Raw genomic sequence first — 18740 nt, 5'->3', positions numbered from 1 at the left:
ATGCCTGGTGTCGCGGCCCGCGACCCGACGCTCTCCCCGGCGTCGGGCCGCGGGCCGCGTGCGTCCGCCGACTCGCCGGCCCGCCCTGCCGCCCCGCCGGCCCGGCCGGCCCCCGGCGGTCGCCAGGTCCCGCTGCCTGTTGCCGACGACCGCCAGCGTGTCGCGGCGGCCTCTCCTGTGCCTGTTGAGCGATATGCCTGACAAGGCATGTTCATGCCTGTCAGGCATATCGCTCAAGGTGTGTCCCGCATCGGCGGTCGTCACGCTCCGTGACGTCTCACGCGCAGGGCGGGCCCGTCCGCCGAGCGTCGGCCGGTTCCCGTGACCGCTGGGCCGCCGCCCGCTGGCGGCTCAGCTACGGCGAACCGGTCGAGTGACCACTGGCGCGCGGAGATCGAGACGACGATAGTTGACCGGTGCGTACAGTCCCCGACGATCTGTTGACCTGGTGGCGCGGCGGCCCACCGGTGGTCGCGACCACCGTGGTCGCGACCTGGCGCTCCTCGCCACGGCCGGCGGAGACGACGAGGCTGGTCGGCCCGGACGGAACGGTCGTGCGCGGCGTGCCCGACGTCTGCGCGGAGGCGGCCGTCCACGACCTCGGCCAGGAGGCGCTCAGCACCGGCCGGCCCTTGGTGGCCAGGTATGGCCTCAGCGACGACGCGTTCGTCGGCCTCAGCGCCGATCCCACCGGGTGCGGGGCGCCGTGACAGCGTCCCCCGCCCCGCACTGGTCGGCGCACCTGCCGCCGGGCGTCGAGGCGGATCTCGGCTCCGGTGGCACCCTGCCCGGGGCCTGGACCGCGCGGTGGGCCAGTGAGCCGGGCGCCCAGGTCATCGCGACGACCGCCGGCCGGATCGTCACCGCCGCCGAACTCGAACAGCTCACCGCCGCGGCCGCGGGTCGGTACGCTGCCGCCGGCCTGGCGCCCGGCGACCGGATCATCATGTCCGCCGGGCCGAGCGTGGAGCTCGTCGTCGCGTACCTGGCCGCCCTGCGGTACGGACTGACCGTGGTGCCGGCGAACACCGCCTACACCGCGGTGGAGCTGGCGAACCTCGCCGCCGACGCGCATCCGGTGCTGGCGGTGCTCGACGACCCCGGCCGTGCCCCGGACCTGCCGGTGACCACGCCCGACCTGGCCGGGCTGCCCCGACCACAGGCGACCCCGCTCGATCGCGTCGAGTCGGCTGATCCGGCGCTGATCGTCTACACATCGGGTACCACCGGCAGACCCAAGGGTGCCGTGCTCAGCCACGCGAACCTGCTCGCCAGCGCGCACGCCGTACGGCTGGCCTGGCGCTGGACCCCCGAGGACCGGCTCGCCCTGGCGTTGCCGCTGTTCCACATCCACGGTCTCGGGGTCGGGCTGCACGGCACGCTCGTCGCCGGTGCTTCGTTGCTGCTCGTGCCGCGCTTCGAGCCAGCCGCGATCGCCACCGCCGTCGAGGACGGCGCCACGATGTTCTTCGGCGTCCCCACCATGTACCACCGCCTCGCCACGTCCCCGCACCTCGACGGGCTGCGTCCGTTGCGGCTGGCGGTGAGCGGATCGGCCCCGCTGCCGGCCGAACTGCACGACGCGGTACGGGAGCGCACCGGCCAGCGGATCCTGGAACGCTACGGCATGACCGAGACGGTCATGCTCGTCTCAAACCCGTACGACGGGCCGCGCCGGCCCGGCACCGTCGGACTGCCGCTGCCCGGGGTCTCGGTCCGCCTGGCACCCGGCGAGGGCGGCGTCAGCGAGATCGAGGTCACCGGGCCCAACGTGTTCGGCGGGTACCTCGACCGGCCGGCGGCCACCGCCGAGGCGTTCACCGCCGACGGCTGGTTCCGCACCGGTGACCTGGGCGTCCTCGACGACGACGGATACCTGCTCATCAAGGGGCGGGCCAAGGAGCTCATCATCACCGGTGGGTACAACGTCTATCCGCGTGAGGTCGAGGAGACGCTGCGGCTCCACCCGGCGGTGGGCGACGTGGCGGTGGCTGGCGTCCCGTCGACGGAATGGGGGGAGACGGTGGTGGCCTATGTCGTGCCGGCCGACGCCGTGGACACCGCGACGCTGGAGGACGACCTGACCCAGTGGTGCGCAGGGCTGCTGGCGCCGTACAAGCGGCCCCGGGTCTGGCGCTGGATCGACATGGTGCCCCGCAACGCGCTCGGCAAGGTCCTCCGCCACGAACTACCCTGACCGCCCGCCGCGCCCGCCGGGCCACCGCCCGTCCACATCGGACAGGCGTGCCCGACGCGCTCCAGCCGACCCGGGGCGGAGCCAGGTGAGCCGGCTGACGGAGGCGCGCTTGTTTTCGCCGAGGTCTAGCGGCGGCTGAAGCTATTTGGCAGTGTGACATCCACCATCGTGATCGCGGCCTGGCGACACGTCCGACGTGAGGGGGCGCCGTGCGTAGACCTTCCCGAATCCGATCACTCGCCGTCGCGGGCGCGGCGATCCTGCTGGCGGTGATGTCGTCTCCGGCGCAGGCGCACGAGCCGTGGGACGACGGGTCCGTCCCACCGCCCCCGCCGAGCAGCCCGGCCGACGGTTACAGCCAGAACATGCACCTACTTTCCACCGCGAGCCACACCGGCGGCGTCAACTCCGACCTGGCCTTCGCCGGCGACCTCGTCTTCGCCGGCCATTACGGCGGCTTCCGCATCATCGACATCTCCGAGCCGGGTGCACCGGTCGAGTTGGCCGATGTGCACTGCAACGGGCCCCAGGGCGATGTCTCCGTCTGGGGCGATCTGCTGTTCCTGTCGGTGGACACGCCGCAGAGCACGCCCGGCTGCGAAGGGTCGCGGAACGTCACCGCGACGACGCCGGGCGCGTGGGAGGGCGTACGCGTCTTCGACGTCAGCGACCCGACGGCGCCGGAGTTCCTTCAGGCGATCCGCACGGACTGCGGGTCGCACACCCACACGCTGGTACCGCGGGAGGACGGCGGGACGTACATCTATGTCGCGTCGTACCCATTGAGCGCGAGCAACATCGGGCCCGACTGCCGGGCGCCGTTTGAGCGGATCTCGGTGATCGACGTGCCGGGGCGCGATCGTGCCGCCGGCCTCGCTGCAAAGGTGGCCGCCGAACCGACGGTCAAGGGAGTGGATCTTTTCGCGGGGGCGTCCGGTGACTTCTTCGCCTGCCACGACATCCAGGTGCTCACCCCCCGCAACCTCGCCGCCGCGGCGTGCCTGTCCCAGGGGCAGCTGTGGGACATCAGCGACCCGCTGGCTCCCCGGGTCACCGCCGACGTCGACACGCCCGACGTGGACATCTGGCACAGTGCCGCGTTCACCCACGACGGGAAGCACGTCACCTTCGGCGACGAGTACTTCGGGGCGCCACAGGAACCCTTCGGGGCGATCTGGACGTACGCCGTCGACAACCCGTCCACGCCGCTGAGTCACCTGCGGATCCCGCGTGACGAGCCGAGCACGTACCACAACTTCAACTACGTGCCGGTGGCCGGGCGCAACATCCTGGTCTCCTCGGCGTACGGCTCGGGGACCTCGGTGGTCGACCTGACCGATCCGGCCAATCCGAAGGAGATCGGCCACTACGACATGCGCTCCAACCAGTGGTCCACGTACTGGTACAACGGCCTGATCATCGCCAACGACATCTCCCGCGGGGTGGATGTGCTGCGACTCAGCACCCCGCAGACGGCCGGTGCCCGCCGCCTGCCGATGCTCAACCCGCAGACGCAGACGTTCCTGCTCCGCTGACGGTGCTCGAACCAGCGGGCGGGTGCCGACGGCGCCCGCCCGCTCTCGCGTCGTTACCAGGTAGACGCACGCCCGCCGAGCGCTTGGCGGACGGGGCGCTCGGAGGGTTGCGACGGCAGGCAGCTTCCACGTCCACCCGACCTGACACCGGGCAGGATGAGTACGTGGACATCGAGCCGGTCGACTCGGCGCCGGAGCAGGCGTTCCCGCAGGCGATCCTGCGGCAGCGCTGGGAGGAGCTCACCTTCCTGCACTGGGCGGTCGCGCCGGAGCTCGTCGCGCCCCTGCTGCCAGCCGGCACCCGCCCGGACACCCTCGACGGGTTCAGCTACGTCGGCCTGATCGGCTTCCGCATGGTCGGGCTGGGCCTCGGCCGCGGGCCGGGGGTGCCGTACTTCGGCACCTTCTGGGAGACCAACGTCCGGCTCTACTCGGTCGACGACACCGGCCGGCGCGCCGTGGTGTTCCGCTCGCTGGACGCGTCCCGGCTGGTCCCGGTGCTGGTCGTCCGGGTGACCCTGCGACTGCCGTACCGGTGGTCGGCGATGCGGCTGGACCGCGACGGTGACCGCCGCACCTACCGGTGCCGGCGCCGCTGGCCGGGCCCGGTCGGCGCGACGAGCCGGATGGCCGTCCGGGTGGGTGAGCCGATCGCCGACCCGACCCCGCTGGAGCACTTCGTCACCGCCCGTTGGGGGCTGCACACCCGGGCGTACGGACGCACGCTGCACCTGCCGAACTGGCATCCGCGCTGGCCGCTGCACCGGGCCGAGCTGCTGCACCTGGACGACGAGCTGGTCACCGCCGCCGGGCTGCCGTCCCCGACCGGACCGCCGGCCAGCGTGCTCTATTCCCCCGGCGTCCCGGTCCGGTTCGGTCCACCGGTCACCCTGCGCTGACCACTTCACCGCTGCGCCCCCGTGTCCGTTCGAGGCCGCGCGGCGGCGGGTGGCGGTGACCAGCACATCGCCCAGCCGAGCCAGGTGGGTCGGGAGTGCCGTGCGGTACGACCGGCGTGCGACGCGACGGCACGGCGGCCGGTCTCAGCGAGCCCGGTCGGCGAGTTCCCGGACCGCTGCCTGGTACTCCGGCTGCGTGTGGTACGGCCAGTGGCGCTCGACCGGTGGTGGCACGGTGTCCGCCGGGTCGGTGATCACCGCGCGGGGATCGCGGAGCCGGACGTCGACCGACTCGGCCGCCGGGGTGCCACACGGGGGCTCTGTGCCCGGGTGGCGGGCGAAGATGGGCCCGCCGATCGGATCGGTGTCCCGCCAGAGGTTGCGCCATCGCCAGTCGAGCCGCTCACCCAGTTCGCACAGCATCTGTGGTCCGAAATAAGCCGGATAGAGGCGGGCGTAGACGCGCCGCATCGGGGAGCCGTAGGTCAGCAGCGCGACTCTGCGCAGGTCGGTCGCCGGCAGTTGGAGGATGGTGGCGGCGGCCAGGACCGATCCGTGGCTGTGCCCCGAGATGATCACCGGGCCCTGCTTGGCGAGTGCGGACACCCGCTTGGCGAGTTCCGGCACGGCCCGGGCGGCGTAGCACGGGGGCGCGAACGGGTGGACGGCGCGTGGCCAGAAGGTGCCCAGGTCCCACAGGACCGCCACGACGCGCCGGGTCTCGGCCGACCGGTACGAGCGGAAGCCGAGGATCATCAGGCTGATCACGAGCACGCTGATGATCCAGATTCCGGCGTCGGTGACGTAGGCGGTGAGCACCGCCGGTCCGCTGCGCCGACTGACCTCGTCCGCGAGCTCAGTGGGGCCGAGGCCGATCAGGTCGAGGACGATGGTGGCCAGGCCCAGCGACGAGATCACGAGGAACGCGATCAGCATCGGACCCAGTTCCTCGGTCACGTGGGACTTGGCGATGGTCTCCCGGACCGTCTCGAGTCGGGGTGTTGTGTTCGCCGGCGCCCGCGGATAGTCCTGCCTGACGATACGTTCAGCCAGGTCGCGTCGCCGCCGACGGCTGAGGAGGAGCGTGGCGGCGGCCGCCGCGGCGAGGATCAGCAGGGCGGTGAGCCCGGCGAGTGCGGCCCACCAGTAGGCGACCGGTGGATCCAGGGGGCCGATGCCCGGGGGATTCGGCCGGATCGGATCGGGGATGTCGCCGCGGTCGAGTTGGTCGGCGACCCGGAAGAGCAGCGTTGCGGTGAAGGCCCCGGCGACGCTCACCGAGGCCGCCGCCAGGATCGGCGTGCCGAGCCCGCGCAGGAAGTGGCGGGCCCCGGGTCGGGCCGCCCGCTGGCGCAGGGCCGTGACGACGGTGAGCATGACGAGCAGGACGCTCTGCGCCGAGACCAGGCCGCCGGCGCTGCCCTCGTAGCCGGGCAACTGCCCGACGACCGGCTGCACCTCGCGCGCGAGAGCCGCGTAGCCGAGGCTCAGGACGGTCACCCCGACGGTCGCCGCCCACAGCGGGCGCTGGAGGCGACGAGTCTTCCCGTGGCTGATCGGCACCGGAAGGCAGAGCAGCGCCGCGCAGAAGCCGACCAGGCCGAGCGAGGCGTCGAACAGCAACCAGCCCACGGGGCCGTATCTGCCGTCCGAGATGCTGTTGAGCAGGCTGGCGTCGAGCGTTCCGGCGCCGATCCCGACATGGATCTGGCGTAACCAGGCGTTCGTCCGTTCGTCGTCCCAGAACCCCGGGGTGCTGAGGCTCTCGGTCTCGGTCATCTCGGGCGGCTCCGGACGTGGTGCCGACGGAGTGAAACCCTCGAGCGCCCGCGCGGACCGGGTGCCGATTCCCCAGATCACCCGCAGCGCGAGCAGCGGGAGGAGCGACAGCAGAGCCAGTCGGGGGCCCATCGGCAGCTCGGCGAGCCAGGACAGGTAGGGGCGGTCGTGCCGGCACTCGTGGTACGGCACGCACTGCCAGCCCACGAGGTTCAGCGTGATGCCGATCATCGAGAGCATGAAGGCGGCGGTGAGGGTGCCGCCGAGCAGCCGGCACAGCGTGCCGAGCAGGCCGAACCGGTCCGTCGGCGTCGGGCGCAGCCAGATCGCGAGGTTACCCAGCATGAAGGGCAACAGCAGCAGCATCGACGCGGTCCGCACCGCCGCGCCGGCCGTCAGGGCGCCCCACCGGTACGCCTCGACGGTGATCCCGGGGGCGACGCCGCCGGCCGCGCCGCTCCCCGGGCGGGGTCGGTAGAAGCCGGCGTGCTGGTCTCCGGCGACGCGGATGACGATCGGGTGGTCGAGGACGATCTCCGCCGTCGCGCCGGACACCCCGTGTACGCGCAACTCGACGGCCTCACCCGCAGGTCCTGTGCCCACGCGGTCAGGGTCACAGATAAGTGTGTCGCCCGCTGCCGATCGCGGAAACGCGGCGCGCGGGCGGCGCTTGCGGCCCGGACCAGCCGGCGTGCGGCGCGACCCGGCCCGGGAATGTACGCGTTCGATTCAGCGGGGCTGACGCCGCTGACACGAGACGCAGTACCGGACGTGGGGGAGGGCTCGTAGCCTGTCGAGGGGGATGTCGTTGTGGCAGCCTTCGCACCCGCCGTACGTGCCTTCGGACATGCGCCGCAGTGCCTGGGCGGTGTCGGCGATCCCCTCCCGTGCGGTGGCGGCGAGTGCCTGCAGGGCATCAGGGTCGTAGCCGCCGTGTCCGGGCAGTCTGCCGTACACGGTGAGTTCGGTCAGGCGGTTGGTGTGCGTGATGAACTGCTCCTCGAGCATGTCGCGCAGTAGCTCCATGGGTTCGCGGACCACATTCGCGCTGTCGTACACACCAGCGGTCATCGGTTCCTCCCAAGTTGTCGAGGCAGGTGGCGGGGTGGCGGATCAGGCGACGGAGGGGTGGCGCAGGGCGGTCATCGCGGCCAGCGCCGCGCCGTTGAGCGCGGCAGTTCTGGGAGTTGCGGCGCAGTGCACGCGCAGGCGCAGTGCCGCGGACAGGCGTACGGGCAGACCCGGGTGCAGAGCGCCGTCGCCGACGAGGATCAGGCCGCGGGTCGCGGCGGCGCTGGCGAGGCCCGGCGCGGCGGGGTCGTTGCGCAAGTCGTTGACGTGGCGCCTGACGATCTCGGTCAGCAGGTCGGGGCTGGCTTCACGGTTGATGTCACGGGTTCCGATGTCGGTGCGGCGGGCGGCGATGACGTGCCCGTGCTGGAGCACGGCGACCTCGGTCAGCTGCGCGCCGACATCGGCGATCAGCAGCGTGCCGGCAGCGGCGCCGGCTCCGATCGCGGCGGCGCGGACGGTGTCGATGAACAGCAGCCGTGACGGGGCGAACGCATTGGCGAGCACGCGCCGCATCGCCTGCTCGTCGGTCTGCGTGGAGAGCACCGGCCGGCACGCCACCACGATGCCGCCCGCCGGCACCGGGTCGGTGTACTGGCGGAGCAGTTCCGACAGCAGCGCCGCGCATCCCGCGGCGTCGACGACGCGGCCGCGCCTGACCAGCGTGCCGACGGAGGCAAAGGCGTCACCGCAGGGACCGCTGAGGAATCCCCGGTGGGTCACCCATACGCCGATACTGCCGCTGCCCAGGTCGACCGCGACGGCGATCGGCGGCTTCGTCGCGGAGCCGCTGTCCGGCACCAGGCGTTGCCCGGCCGGACGGGAGATGGTGGTTGCGTTGGCGGGCACGGTCACGCCGACCCCTTTCCAGTGAATTGCGACAATGCCGCGGGAAACGCGGCGTGCGATGAACGGACGATGCCCGCAGCCGGCAGGCGCCACCCGAGCGGTCGGTCGGGTGACCGAAGCGTCATGGCTGCGCCGGACCGCTTCAGCCCGGTCCGGGTGCGAGGGCTCGCATACCGCTCGCGTCGGCCCTGGCGCGGGGCAGGGCCTCGACCTCCGGCTGTCTACCTGGTCAGCGCGGCCATACGCGGCTCGCACCGCGGCTGCGGCAGCCGCACCACCCGGACCACGTCGAGCGTCGGCGGCACCTTCCCCGCCGCGGGCAACGGCGCAGGTGACTGACGAACGACGGCGCGGCACGCCGACGTGACCTGCGCCGTCCGAGGGGTGTGGGCGAATCGCCGTCGGTCGGAGGCTGCACCGTCCGCGTGGTCATCGCCACCTCCTCCCGGTGTCGCGTAGCGGGGAACTCCCATCCTCGGCGCCCGCAGTCGCGGCGGCAGGAGCCGCGACCGGCGAAGAATGCGCCCCCTTCATTGCCGGAAGTCGGCAAGAAAGGCCCCGGGGAGCGCGGCGGTTCGAAGGCCCTGTCGGGCCGTCCAGCGGCCGGAGTCGGCCCATCGGGGGCCGGTACAGCCCAAGCGTCGTGTAGCCGTGGCCGATGCGCAGCGCGACGGCTATGGTGTGCGGCATGCATGAGGGGCGCAGCATTCGCCGCGCCGGCGAGCGAACGTCGCTGCCGGCGCTGCTGGTGCTGGCCGTGCTCGTCATGGTGCTGTCCGCTGCCCGCGCGATCGGGCTGTGCATCGTGTTCCGCCTGACCCGACGGGCAGTTCCGGGATGCGTTCCCGCGTGGTCGGCAAATCGTGCTCCGCCCGGGCCCGCGTTCGCCGTCTGACGTCCGTTCGCCCCATCAGCGCCGTCCGGCGCTGGTCCTTGGCTTGGAGCATCATGCCGACCTCGCGTCACCACACACACTCTCTTCCCGCCTCATCCGTCACCGGTGACGGCCCACCGCGTCAGGGGCGTGCTGCCGCGACCACGCTTCCGCGGGCACGGCCGGCATGCTGACTCCCGGCGCGTACGCCCGCCGAGGGGTACGTCATCACCTTGCCCTGGATCTGGGCACGTCCACGGTGCGGGTGTGGACTCCGGCGGGCGGCGCAGTCGTCACCGAACCCGCCGTCATCGCCCCGGCGCCGTCCGGCCGGCATGTCGTCGGGCACGCCGCGCTCGAGCTGGAGGCCGCCGGCGGTGCGAAGCTGATCTGGCCGGTACGCCAGGGCGTGGTGGACAACTTCTTCGCCTGCGTGCACCTCCTACGGATCGTCAGCGCCGCCGCCGGACGGCCACGCGACGATGTCTCCCCGGTACTCGTCGGGGTGCCGGCCACCGCCACGCTGCGGCAGAAGAACCTGCTGGTCGCCGCGGTGCGCCGGGCAACCGGAGGACGCGTGGCGACGGTGGAGGAGCCGTTGGCGGCCGCGTTGGCGTGCCGCCCGAACCCTGGCTGCGGCGACGTTCTGGCCGTGGACATCGGGCACGGGCGCACCGAGGTCGCCCGCATCACCGACGGGGCGGTCGTGGCTGCCGAACGCGTCGACGAGGTCGACCCGATCGATCAGCTCCCCGCGATCGCGGACTGCGTACGACGCATGGGTGCCGGACCGCTGCGATCACGCCGCCGACTGCTGATCACCGGGGGCGGCGCGGCCTGTCCGGGAGCCGCCACCCGGCTGGCCGCCCTCGCCGGCCGCACCGTCACGATGCCCACGGAGCCGCACCTGGCCACGCTCACCGGCCTGCGTCTGCTGCTCACCGGCTGACCCGACCACCATCCACCAGCGCCACCAGGCGCAGCCGTTGTCGCGCTGCGCCCGGCGCAGAGCCCCTCCCTCGTTCCCGCGCCGCCCGCGGCGTTGCCTGTGTTCTGGAGTTGTCATGGACGTCGAGCTGACCCCGCTGCCCGGTATCGGGATGCGCCGCATGTTCACCACCGCCGCAGGTCGCCGCATCGGCGTGGTCACCCACCATGCCGGTGGCCGGCGTGAACTGGTCTACGACACGGGTGACGACCCCGACGCCACCTGCAGTCTCGCCCTGACGCGCAGCGAGGCCTGCGCTCTCGCCCGGCTCCTCGGCATCCTCGACGTCCTGGACGTCCCCGTCACCGAGCCCGGCGATTGCCGGGCGGAACCTCCCCCGTGCCGGTAAGGGCACCCGCGTGACCGGTGACGGTGATTCGCGGTGGGGTGCTGTGTCGCCGGGCGGCACGGCGCCTCCCACCACATGCCAGCCCTGTGCCATCGGAGCCGCCGTCCGGGTAGCCGCACCGCGGACTGTCACCGGCGGTCACACGGTGGGTAAGGGCTGTTGCGGCCAGGCGAGCGCCTTGGCGCCCAGGGTCGCCGCCTGCAGCGTGAACCGGTCGGCGGGGTCGGAAGGGTCGTACCCGGTCAGCGTCCTGATCCGGTCCAGGCGATAGGTCATCGTGCGGACGGACACGTGCAGCTGCCGCGCCGCCGCAGTGGCGACACCGCCGCTGTCGAAGTACGCGGCGAGGGTGGCCAGCAGCGGTTCAGCACCGCCGCGGGCGCGGGTCAACGGCTGCAGGACCGCCTGCACGAGGTCCACCATTGCCGGTTGGTCGCGCAGCAGGACCCGGTAGACGAGCAGGTTGTGCGCGCCGACGACGTCGCGGTGAACCCGCAGCCGCCGGGCCATCGTCAGTGCCTCACGGGCCTCCTCGTAGGAGCGGGCGATGCCGTACAGGCCGGGGTGGGGGCGGCCCACCGCCACCTGCCACGGCCGGCCGCGGGGTAGCCGGCTCAGCTCAGCGTGCATGAGCTGGCCCAGCTGCGCGGCTCCGGCGGAAGCGGCGGGGTGGTCGGCCGGTGCCAGATCGGCGGGAGCCAGGACGACGAGCAGGCCTTCCTTGGTGGCCACCAGCACGTCACGATCACCGAGCCGGTCGAAGATGACCGCCTCCAGGGCACTGATCGCGGCGTCGGTGTCGGGCAGTCGGCGGCTCGGCGCGGCCAGCGCGACCTGGTGCACCCGGGTCAGGTCCAAGCCGAACGGCTCGGCGCGTTGCACGAGCCCGCCCAGGTCGGAGTCGCCACGTAGCAGGTCGTCGACGAGCTCTCGGCGCAGCGTTTCCTCCCGGCGCACCAGGTCGCGCCGGGCGGCGGCGTAGCCCTCGGCGAGGGTGGCGACCGCGTCGTCGACGACGTACAGGACCGCTTCGGCGGCCGCGCGTACCACCTCGCCGTCGTTGGAGCGCACCAACAGCGGGAGTTGCTGCCACAGCCGCCGCGCCGCCGACAGGTACAGCTGCACGGCCTTACCGGCCGACACCCCCTGTTCGGCGGCATGACGGCCCAGCAGGCCGACGGCTTCGAGTTCGCTGCGCCGCGGACGGCGGCCGCTCACGGCGGCGTCGGCGAGCAGCGGCAGATAGTCGCCGAGCAGCTCCACCGGAACACCGCCGGCGTCGCGGCTGGCGTTCTCGGCGACGGCCGTCAGCCAGTCGTCGTCACCCGTAGCCCTGTGCCCGCTACCGCCGCTCACATCCCACCTCTCACCGACCCGCACCGGACGGCTCGGTCCTGACCATTATGGGCAGCCGGGCACCGGCGGTCGGCAGAGCCAGCCGTCTCCGGCCGCGGCACGGACAGCGCCCCTGATGTCCCTGCCGGCGATGATCCGGGCGTCGACCCGCGCGAGGAGAGCCCGGCGTGCTGCCGCCGGCGCCCCCGAACGACGAGGACCCGTCCAGGGACGCGGATGCGTACGGGGCCTGCAAGGTGACCTGCGAACAGCTGGTCTCGGCGGGGTTCGGCGCCCACCGGGTATTCATCTGCCGGGCCGGGTTGATCGTCGGGCCCGAGGACCCACCCGGGCGCTGCGCGTACTGGGTCAGGCGGGCGGCCCGAGGCGGGGAGATCCTGGTCCCCGGCACCCCGGACGACCCGGTGCAGTTCGCGGACGTCCGGGATCTGGCCGGGTGGATCGTCGAGGCGGCTACCCGGGGGCTGGCCGGCACGTACGACGGCATCGGGGCGCCGATCACCCGCCAGGCGTTCCTGGCCGGGGTGGTCGGCGACGACGCTGTCCTCAGCTACCTGTCCCAGGAGTTCCTCCTCGGCCAGGGGGTGGCACCGTGGTCCGGCCCGCGGTCGGTGCCGCTGTGGCTGCCCGTTCCCGAGTACGCCGGCTTCATGAGCCGCGACGCGTCCTCGGCGCTGGCGGCAGGGCTGCGTACCCGGCCGCTGGCCGAGACGGCCCGGGACACCGCCGAGTGGCTGGCCGGGGCGGGTGCCGATGCCGGCAAGGTCATCGGTCTCACCGCCGAGGAGGAGGGCCAACTGCTCACGGCCTGGCACGCCCGGTAGTCGGCCACCGTCATTCGGCCCGGACCCGTATCCCCGGGGAGGAGGCGGAGTGCGGCAACCACAGCCGATCGCCCCGGTCACCCGGTTGCCGGGGTTGATCTCGCGGTGGAAGGCGGGCTGGTCGGGACTCGGGTTCGGCTGCGAGCGGATTATGCCGACAGCGAGCTTTATTGATGTCGCCGCTGCTGGTGGTGTCGATTGATCGGATGACACCCGAGACCGTGGCGCAGCGATTCCCGCATCCCTCGCCGTACTGGCCTGTGCTGAGCCATTCGTTGCTGCGCCGGATCCTGCCCGGCCTGGCGGTGTCCGCTCTGGGTGATGGCATGGCGATCGTCGCGGTGAGCTGGTTGGCGTTGCAGCTGGCGTCGCCGGGGCAGCGTGGACCCCACCGTGGGTTGCGGTGGGCCTCACGCCTGCCACGAAGGGGCAGGCTGAGCAGACCACCGCCCGGCCCGCCAGCGTCGATTCGAGACATCGAGGTCCGTCTGACGTGGCGGATCGGGCGGCGGCCCGCTCCGGGGAATGTCTAGGCGCGGGACCACTTCTGGTTGGCGCCGCCGGTGCAGTCCCACAGTTGGAGCTTGCCGCCGTTGCCGGTGACCCAGTCCCGCACGTCGACACAGCGGTTGGCGCTGAGATTGACGAGGTCACCGGCGGCGTTGAGGGTGAAGCGTTGCGCCGGGTTGCCGTTGCAGCTGACCAGGTTGACCTCGGTGCCGTTCGCCGTGCCGGCCCAGGCCGGGTCCATGCACTTGCCCATGGCGCGCACGGTGCCGTCCGAGGCGAACGTCCACGCCTGCGCGGCAGTGGTGTTGCAGTCCCAGATCTGCAGCTTGGCGCCGTCGACCGGGTCGGCGCCGGGGATGTCGATGCACCGGCCGCTGTGCACGCCCTTGATCCGGGTGGTGCCGGGCGCCGGGTCGCCGCCACCGGCGGAGTAACCCGAGACCCGGACGTAGTCCACGAGCATCTGTTGCGGGAACTGGGTCGAGGCGTCGGGGTAGCCCGGCCAGTTACCGCCGACCGCCACGTTGAGGATCATGAAGAAGGGGTGGTCGAACACCCAGCGGTTGCCGCCGAGCCGACCGGGGTCGACGCGGTGGTACTCGACGCCGTCGAGGTACCAGATGATGGAGTTCGGTTCCCAGTCCACCCGGTAGGTGTGGAAGCCGTCGGCGAGCGGCTGGCCGAGGGTGCGGCTGCCACTGATTCCGCCTGCGCCGGAGTAGCCCGGGCCGTGGACGGTGCCGTAGACGGTGTTGGGCTCCCTGCCGATGTTCTCCATGATGTCGATCTCGCCGGCGTTCGGCCAGCCGACGCTACCGATGTCGTTGCCGAGCATCCAGAACGCCGGCCAGATGCCCTGACCGCGCGGGATCTTGATGCGGGCCTCGAAGCGGCCGTACGCCTGGGTGAACGTCGCGGCCGTGAGCAGCCGGGCCGAGGTGTACTCGCACCGGCCGTAGTGGCACTGGTAGTTGGCCGGGTTCTCCCGGCGTGCGGTGATGACCAGGTTGCCCTGGCCGTCGTGCACCGCGTTGCTCGTGCTGCTGGTGTAGTACTGCCGCTCGTTGTTGCCCCAGCCGCTGCCGCCGATGTCGAAGCGCCATTTGTTCTGGTCGACCGGGGTGCCGGCCCCCGCGTTGAACTCGTCCTGCCAGGTGATCCCGCCGATCGCTGCTTCGGCCGGATCGGAGTGGACCGGAACGACGAGGGCCACTGTGGCGCTGATGAGCGCGGCCGCGGCGAGGACGAGCGTTCGCGGTCGCCGGGGGGTGCGGATGTGGAACATGGAACCTCCTTGGCAGGGACGGGTGCGCGGGTGCGGTTCTCTTCCGTCCGGACGGTCGAGCGATCGGCGTGGCCGTGGCGACGGAGGCGGTGGGGTCAGCCGCGGGCGCGCCGGCTCGGCCCTGAGAGCGCTCTCGTAGCGAAGTCTGTCGATGCTCGGTCCATCTGTCAAGAAGGTTGCCAATTGCGGTCGGGGGCTCCGGTGGCCGGGTCGTGGCCGTGGCGGCCGGCCGGCGGCGTCAACCGGTCACGGCCCGCCGAGCGTGTCCGGTCGGCTGGACACCAGGCCGTGGTCGTCTCCGGGCCGCAGGACGCCGGTGCGGCGTTGCTGCTTCACGCGATAGAGGCGCTGGTCGTCCACTGAACGCGCCGTAGGTGCCGGCCGCCAGTCGGTCCGGTCGGCGTCGGGAGTCCCGCCCCTGCAGGGGCAGGTTAGTGGAACGCGCCTGGCAGCCCGGCGAAAGTTTTTCAATCGGGACGAAGGGTAAGCCGCCATCGACCGGAGGAGTGCGGGATGCAGATGACTGCGGCACGGTGGGGCGCTGAAGGCCGGCTTCACCGTCGCCGGTGCTGCGGCCACCGCCTACGCGGCGTACTGCGGGAGCCGGATCGGTCGGCTGGCCGAGGAGGCGCACCAGCGGGGTGACCACCTCGAGGTGCGGGACGCCACCATACCGACGGCGGGGACGCCGGCCGAGATCGCGACCCGGCAGCGACGGCAGCGCCTGGCGCAGTTCGTGGTGCCGGCACTGGCCGGGGCGAACATCGTCTGCGGCTCGTACCTCGTGCAGTCCTACCGGATGGGCGCCACCGCGAAGGGCGTATTTCGGCGGCTGTTGCCGGACTGACCCGTCGTCGAGGCCGTCCCCGCGGGGACGGCGAGGGAGAGGAGCGTCGGCATGACCGATGGACCGTTCGACGTGCCGCCGGAGGCCGACGCGGTGGAACAGCGCCAGCCGCTGCTCGACGAGGGGCAGCCGGACCAGCCGCCGGAGCCGCAACCGCTGGATTCCACGGAGGCCGACCTGGCAGAGCAGGGTGCCTCGGTGCCGGGGGAGCACGACCTGCGGGCAGCGTCCCTGCCGGAGGACGCCACCGCGGCGGACGCCCTGGAGCAACGCCAGGAGCTCGGGCCGGGCGACGAGGACCGCCGCGCCTGACCCGACAGTCGGCGGTATCCGACCCGGCCGCCCTCCTCAACTCGCCGAGGTGCCGGCCAGGTAGGTGAGTGCTGCGAGCACCAGGCGGTTGGAGTCGTCGCTGGGCAGCAGGCCGAGATTGGTCATGATGTTGCTGCCGCCGTCTACCACGGTGCGCAGGTTGTCGACGAACCCGGGGACGTCGGCGATCCGGTCCTTGAGCAGGTAGCCGATGCCCCGCCCGTCCCCGCTGTCCAGGAGCGTGGCGGCGTACTTGGTCTGGACGTGCCGACCCCCGTTCAGACGACGCCGCTGGGCGTCCCAGTCGGCGCGCCCGTGGGCCCGCCGGCCAGGCCGGTGAGCGGCCGGACGTACAGCGGGCACCGGTACAGCTCCTCGGGCCGCCAGGCCGCGTCGAGGCTGACCCGCCAGGTGTCGGCGGTCTGCCCGTCGATGCCGTAGATCAGGTCGATGTTGAGCACCGGGATCCGGGCGTCGCGGGTCGCGGCGAGCGTGGCCTCCACCTCGGTGCGGCGCTGCGGGCGGCCAGCGGCGCGGCCTCGACGTCGAGGAAGTTCGGCCCGCCGATGCTCACCCGGGTGGTGCCGTGCGAGGCCAGCACCGCGAGCCGGTCCGGGGTCGCGGTGGCCGGCGAGGCCTCCACCGACAGGGGTAGGCCACCGAGGTGTCCGGCAGCCCACGCCCGCTCCGGTGCCCCCGGGCGCGCCCGGTGTGCCATCGTGTCCTCCATCCGTGGACGGCCGGGCGCCACGCCCACCGGGCACCTGTCGGCGGGGAAGGGGAGTGGTGATGGGGGAGCAGTCGTCCAGGCCGCTCGACGGCATCCTGGTCGCGGACTTCTCGCGGATCCTCGCCGGGCCGTACGCGACCATGCTCCTCGCCGACCTCGGTGCCGAGGTGATCAAAGTGGAGGGACCCGGCGGGGACGACACCCGCGCCTGGATGCCGCCGGTGCGGGACGGGAGCTCCACCTACTACCTCGGCGTCAACCGCAACAAGCGCTCCGTCGCCCTCGACCTCGCCGACCCCGACGACCAACGCCTCGCGCGGGAACTCGCTCGCCGCGCCGACGTCATGATCGAAAATTTCCGCCCCGGCGGGTTGCGGCGCTTCGGCCTCGACTACGACAGCGTCGCCGCCGGCAACGAAGGGATCGTCTACGCCTCCATCAGTGGCTTCGGCACCAACGCCGGAGCGCACCTTCCCGGCTACGACCTCATGGTCCAGGCGGCCTCGGGCCTGATGAGCCTCACCGGCGAGGCCGACGGGCCTCCGTACAAGGCCGGTGTCGCCGTGTTCGACGTGATCGCCGGCCTGCACGCGGCCGTCGGCATCCTCGCCGCCCTGCACCACCGCGCCCGCTGCGGCGTCGGTCAGCACGTCGAGGTGAACCTGCTCTCCTCGGCACTGTCCGGTCTGGTCAACCACACCAGCGGGTACGTCGCCGGCGGCGCGGCGCCGTTCCGGATGGGCAACGCCCACCCGAGCCTGTTCCCCTACGAGCCGTTGCCCACCGCCGACGGCGACCTCGTCGTCATCGCCGGCAACGACGGCCAGTTCCGCAAGCTGTGCCAGGTGCTCGGTCTGCCCGAGTTGCCCGACGACCCCCGGTTCGGCCGCAACCAGGACCGCACGGCCCACCGCGAGGCGCTGCGCCCGATCCTGGTCGCGCGGTTGGCTCAGCGCACCCGGGACGAGTGGTTCCGGGACCTCACCGCGGCGGGCGTGCCGTGCGCCCCGATCACCACCGTCGACGGCGGGGTCGCCCTGGCTGAAGAGCTCGGGCTCGACCCGGTGGTCGAGGCCGGCGGGGTGCCCGGCGTCCGACACCCGATCGGCTTCTCCGCCACCCCGCCGCGCTACGACCTGCCGCCACCCCGCCTGGACGAGCACGGCGACGGCATCCGCGCCTGGCTGGCCGGTTGAGTGTCTTCACCGCCGCTCAGGCCGGGAGCGGAGGCACCGCTGCCGGGCCCCCGGCCCCTGCGGTGTGGTGGTCGCGGTCTTCCGCGACCTGCGATGCACCGCCGGCCACTCCCGCACACCAGGTGCCGCAGTCGGGGTGAGAGCGACCGAGACCTCGGCTTGCCCGGTCACCGCGGCGACGGTGGGACGCGCCGGACCGTGAGCGCGGGGGAGGCGACGACGGTGGACCGGAGGCGACCGCGCAGCAGCCGGTGCAGCGCGACCAGCGGTAGCACGCCCACCGGATACCAGGCCAGATCCACCGGATCGAACTGCACCCCGAGCGCCAGCCGCGCCGCCATGCTCCGCGCCGACAACTCCGCCGGCACCCCGGTCAGCTGCGCACACTCCACCAACCAGCAGAACCCCACCGCCGTCATGCCGGCCAGCACCGGCGCCATCCGCGGCCGGACGAACAACACCCCGGCCCACACCATCGACGCGTACAGCGCGGTGCCGGAATACTGCCGCAGGGCGCCGTCGTCGACGGCCCGGATGGCCAGCGCAAAGCCCAGGAAGAGCGCCGCCGCCACCGGCATGAGCAGCCGCAGTGTCCTCGGCGTGATCGACATCCTGCGACAATGCCACGAGTCGCGATCCAGGCGACTCGGGGGTGTCGACGGTGTGGGCCCGCGGTCAGGAACATGCTCACCACCTCGGCCGGCCGCCGCAAGCTCTGTCGCAGCATCCTGCCGGGGCGCGTCGAGAACCTGGACTCCTCAGGCGACCCGCGGTGCGGGCACGAACGGCAGCGCCGCCGGGCGGGCCGTACCCGAGATGTCGCCGGTCTGGATGACCTCCGTGGCATCCGCCGCCACCTCACCCCCGACGGCGGCCGTCGCGCCACCCGATCCGGCGGCCGGTGGCGCCGGCGCGGCCTCGATCGCGTCGAGCAGGGCCCGCAGCCGGCCCACGTCATCGGCGGCCAGCCGGAACGAGCCGCGACAGACGGACCCGCTCCACAGGGACAGCACCACCGCCTCGCGCTCCGGGTGGTAGCTGACCCGCATCGTCCGCTCGTCGCCCCGGGTGTCGGTGAACAGGTCACCGAAGCCGGGCATCGGTAGCACCTCTCCCATCACCCCAGGATGCCCCAGCGG

Annotated in this window: 20 protein-coding genes and 1 pseudogene; 12 read left to right on the top strand and 9 right to left on the bottom strand. The window is 72.6% G+C overall.

Features of this window, described 5'->3' with window-relative positions:
* Window positions 1–416 precede the first annotated feature (416 nt).
* From AB0I41_RS29725 to AB0I41_RS29710, 4 genes are all read left to right on the top strand, one after another.
* Window positions 417–710, top strand: a complete 294-nt coding sequence (locus AB0I41_RS29725) for an XdhC family protein (RefSeq protein WP_357113902.1) — start codon at window positions 417–419, stop codon at window positions 708–710.
* Entirely contained in the window at window positions 707–2197 is a 1491-nt protein-coding gene (locus tag AB0I41_RS29720) for an AMP-binding protein (protein WP_357113901.1), read from the top strand. Before AB0I41_RS29725 ends, AB0I41_RS29720 begins: the two co-directional genes overlap by 4 nt.
* A gap of 209 nt (window positions 2198–2406) precedes the next feature.
* Window positions 2407–3732 carry a hypothetical protein gene (locus AB0I41_RS29715; RefSeq protein ID WP_357113900.1) on the top strand — a complete coding sequence of 442 codons (1326 nt, stop codon included), beginning with the start codon at window positions 2407–2409 and terminating at the stop codon, window positions 3730–3732.
* Window positions 3733–3896: 164 nt separating this feature from the next.
* Window positions 3897–4631: a DUF2071 domain-containing protein gene (locus tag AB0I41_RS29710; protein ID WP_357113899.1), complete on the top strand. Its 735-nt coding sequence runs from the start codon at window positions 3897–3899 to the stop codon at window positions 4629–4631.
* Between the two features lie 144 nt (window positions 4632–4775).
* Here the strand turns inward: AB0I41_RS29710 and AB0I41_RS29705 are convergent, their stop codons facing one another.
* The 3 genes from AB0I41_RS29705 to AB0I41_RS29695 all read right to left on the bottom strand — a co-directional run bounded on the left by AB0I41_RS29705 (window position 4776) and on the right by AB0I41_RS29695 (window position 8423).
* Window positions 4776–7013 carry a hypothetical protein gene (locus tag AB0I41_RS29705; RefSeq protein ID WP_357113898.1) on the bottom strand — a complete coding sequence of 746 codons (2238 nt, stop codon included), beginning with the start codon at window positions 7011–7013 and terminating at the stop codon, window positions 4776–4778.
* A 126-nt stretch (window positions 7014–7139) separates the two neighbouring features.
* On the bottom strand, window positions 7140–7481 hold the full coding sequence (locus AB0I41_RS29700; RefSeq protein WP_357113897.1) for a TraR/DksA family transcriptional regulator: 342 nt from the start codon (window positions 7479–7481) through the stop codon (window positions 7140–7142).
* Window positions 7482–7523: 42 nt separating this feature from the next.
* The gene (locus tag AB0I41_RS29695; protein ID WP_357113896.1) at window positions 7524–8423 is read right to left on the bottom strand and encodes a rod shape-determining protein; all 900 of its coding nucleotides are present in this window, start codon (window positions 8421–8423) and stop codon (window positions 7524–7526) included.
* Between the two features lie 595 nt (window positions 8424–9018).
* Here AB0I41_RS29695 and AB0I41_RS29690 point away from each other — a divergent pair.
* The 3 genes from AB0I41_RS29690 to AB0I41_RS29680 all read left to right on the top strand — a co-directional run bounded on the left by AB0I41_RS29690 (window position 9019) and on the right by AB0I41_RS29680 (window position 10541).
* Window positions 9019–9225, top strand: a complete 207-nt coding sequence (locus AB0I41_RS29690; protein WP_357113895.1) for a hypothetical protein — start codon at window positions 9019–9021, stop codon at window positions 9223–9225.
* A gap of 166 nt (window positions 9226–9391) precedes the next feature.
* Window positions 9392–10153: a rod shape-determining protein gene (locus AB0I41_RS29685; protein ID WP_357113894.1), complete on the top strand. Its 762-nt coding sequence runs from the start codon at window positions 9392–9394 to the stop codon at window positions 10151–10153.
* A 115-nt stretch (window positions 10154–10268) separates the two neighbouring features.
* The gene (locus AB0I41_RS29680; protein ID WP_357113893.1) at window positions 10269–10541 is read left to right on the top strand and encodes a potassium transporter TrkA; all 273 of its coding nucleotides are present in this window, start codon (window positions 10269–10271) and stop codon (window positions 10539–10541) included.
* Window positions 10542–10679: 138 nt separating this feature from the next.
* Here AB0I41_RS29680 and AB0I41_RS29675 read toward each other — a convergent pair whose 3' ends face one another.
* Window positions 10680–11897, bottom strand: coding sequence for a helix-turn-helix domain-containing protein (locus AB0I41_RS29675; RefSeq protein ID WP_357113892.1), 1218 nt, complete (start codon window positions 11895–11897; stop codon window positions 10680–10682).
* A gap of 167 nt (window positions 11898–12064) precedes the next feature.
* Here AB0I41_RS29675 and AB0I41_RS29670 point away from each other — a divergent pair, with 167 nt between their 5' ends.
* Window positions 12065–12721: an NAD-dependent epimerase/dehydratase family protein gene (locus tag AB0I41_RS29670; RefSeq protein WP_357113891.1), complete on the top strand. Its 657-nt coding sequence runs from the start codon at window positions 12065–12067 to the stop codon at window positions 12719–12721.
* Window positions 12722–12891: 170 nt separating this feature from the next.
* Window positions 12892–13127, top strand: a pseudogene (locus tag AB0I41_RS29665) (MFS transporter); the annotation flags it as partial.
* 123 nt (window positions 13128–13250) lie between these two features.
* On the opposite strand, the gene AB0I41_RS29660 reads toward AB0I41_RS29665, so the two are convergent.
* Window positions 13251–14516 carry a family 16 glycosylhydrolase gene (locus AB0I41_RS29660; RefSeq protein WP_357113890.1) on the bottom strand — a complete coding sequence of 422 codons (1266 nt, stop codon included), beginning with the start codon at window positions 14514–14516 and terminating at the stop codon, window positions 13251–13253.
* A gap of 655 nt (window positions 14517–15171) precedes the next feature.
* Here AB0I41_RS29660 and AB0I41_RS29655 point away from each other — a divergent pair.
* Window positions 15172–15363, top strand: a complete 192-nt coding sequence (locus tag AB0I41_RS29655) for a hypothetical protein (protein WP_357113889.1) — start codon at window positions 15172–15174, stop codon at window positions 15361–15363.
* 51 nt (window positions 15364–15414) lie between these two features.
* Window positions 15415–15675 carry a hypothetical protein gene (locus AB0I41_RS29650; RefSeq protein WP_357113888.1) on the top strand — a complete coding sequence of 87 codons (261 nt, stop codon included), beginning with the start codon at window positions 15415–15417 and terminating at the stop codon, window positions 15673–15675.
* Window positions 15676–15711: 36 nt separating this feature from the next.
* Here the strand turns inward: AB0I41_RS29650 and AB0I41_RS29645 are convergent, their stop codons facing one another.
* Both AB0I41_RS29645 and AB0I41_RS29640 read right to left on the bottom strand, forming a co-directional pair.
* Complete coding sequence (locus AB0I41_RS29645) at window positions 15712–16038, bottom strand: hypothetical protein (protein ID WP_357113887.1); 327 nt, start codon at window positions 16036–16038, stop codon at window positions 15712–15714.
* The gene (locus AB0I41_RS29640; RefSeq protein ID WP_357113886.1) at window positions 15954–16178 is read right to left on the bottom strand and encodes a hypothetical protein; all 225 of its coding nucleotides are present in this window, start codon (window positions 16176–16178) and stop codon (window positions 15954–15956) included. Before AB0I41_RS29640 ends, AB0I41_RS29645 begins: the two co-directional genes overlap by 85 nt.
* 286 nt (window positions 16179–16464) lie before the next feature.
* On the opposite strand from AB0I41_RS29640, the gene AB0I41_RS29635 reads away from it, so the two are divergent.
* Window positions 16465–17601 carry a CoA transferase gene (locus tag AB0I41_RS29635; RefSeq protein ID WP_357113885.1) on the top strand — a complete coding sequence of 379 codons (1137 nt, stop codon included), beginning with the start codon at window positions 16465–16467 and terminating at the stop codon, window positions 17599–17601.
* 167 nt (window positions 17602–17768) lie between these two features.
* Here AB0I41_RS29635 and AB0I41_RS29630 read toward each other — a convergent pair whose 3' ends face one another.
* Both AB0I41_RS29630 and AB0I41_RS29625 read right to left on the bottom strand, forming a co-directional pair.
* Window positions 17769–18212, bottom strand: coding sequence for a DUF2809 domain-containing protein (locus tag AB0I41_RS29630; RefSeq protein WP_357113884.1), 444 nt, complete (start codon window positions 18210–18212; stop codon window positions 17769–17771).
* A gap of 147 nt (window positions 18213–18359) precedes the next feature.
* A complete protein-coding gene (locus AB0I41_RS29625; protein ID WP_357113883.1) occupies window positions 18360–18719 on the bottom strand; it encodes a hypothetical protein in 360 nt (119 codons plus the stop codon).
* Window positions 18720–18740 lie beyond the last annotated feature (21 nt).

Source organism: Micromonospora sp. NPDC050200 (genome assembly GCF_040656135.1).
Taxonomy (GTDB): Bacteria; Actinomycetota; Actinomycetes; order Mycobacteriales; family Micromonosporaceae; genus Micromonospora.
The sequence above is the reverse complement of the archived record's forward strand: the minus strand, read 5'-3'. Positions and strand labels throughout refer to the sequence as shown.

Bases quoted from the DNA above. Each gene is read 5' to 3' on its own strand.
- AB0I41_RS29700 (WP_357113897.1), bottom strand. From the start codon at position 7,481: ATGACCGCTGGTGTGTACGACAGCGCGAATGTGGTCCGCGAACCCATG.
- AB0I41_RS29690 (WP_357113895.1), top strand. From the start codon at position 9,019: ATGCATGAGGGGCGCAGCATTCGCCGCGCCGGCGAGCGAACGTCGCTG.
- AB0I41_RS29685 (WP_357113894.1), top strand. From the start codon at position 9,392: ATGCTGACTCCCGGCGCGTACGCCCGCCGAGGGGTACGTCATCACCTT.
- AB0I41_RS29680 (WP_357113893.1), top strand. From the start codon at position 10,269: ATGGACGTCGAGCTGACCCCGCTGCCCGGTATCGGGATGCGCCGCATG.
- AB0I41_RS29660 (WP_357113890.1), bottom strand. From the start codon at position 14,516: ATGTTCCACATCCGCACCCCCCGGCGACCGCGAACGCTCGTCCTCGCC.
- AB0I41_RS29650 (WP_357113888.1), top strand. From the start codon at position 15,415: ATGACCGATGGACCGTTCGACGTGCCGCCGGAGGCCGACGCGGTGGAA.
- AB0I41_RS29635 (WP_357113885.1), top strand. From the start codon at position 16,465: ATGGGGGAGCAGTCGTCCAGGCCGCTCGACGGCATCCTGGTCGCGGAC.
- AB0I41_RS29630 (WP_357113884.1), bottom strand. From the start codon at position 18,212: ATGTCGATCACGCCGAGGACACTGCGGCTGCTCATGCCGGTGGCGGCG.
- AB0I41_RS29625 (WP_357113883.1), bottom strand. From the start codon at position 18,719: ATGGGAGAGGTGCTACCGATGCCCGGCTTCGGTGACCTGTTCACCGAC.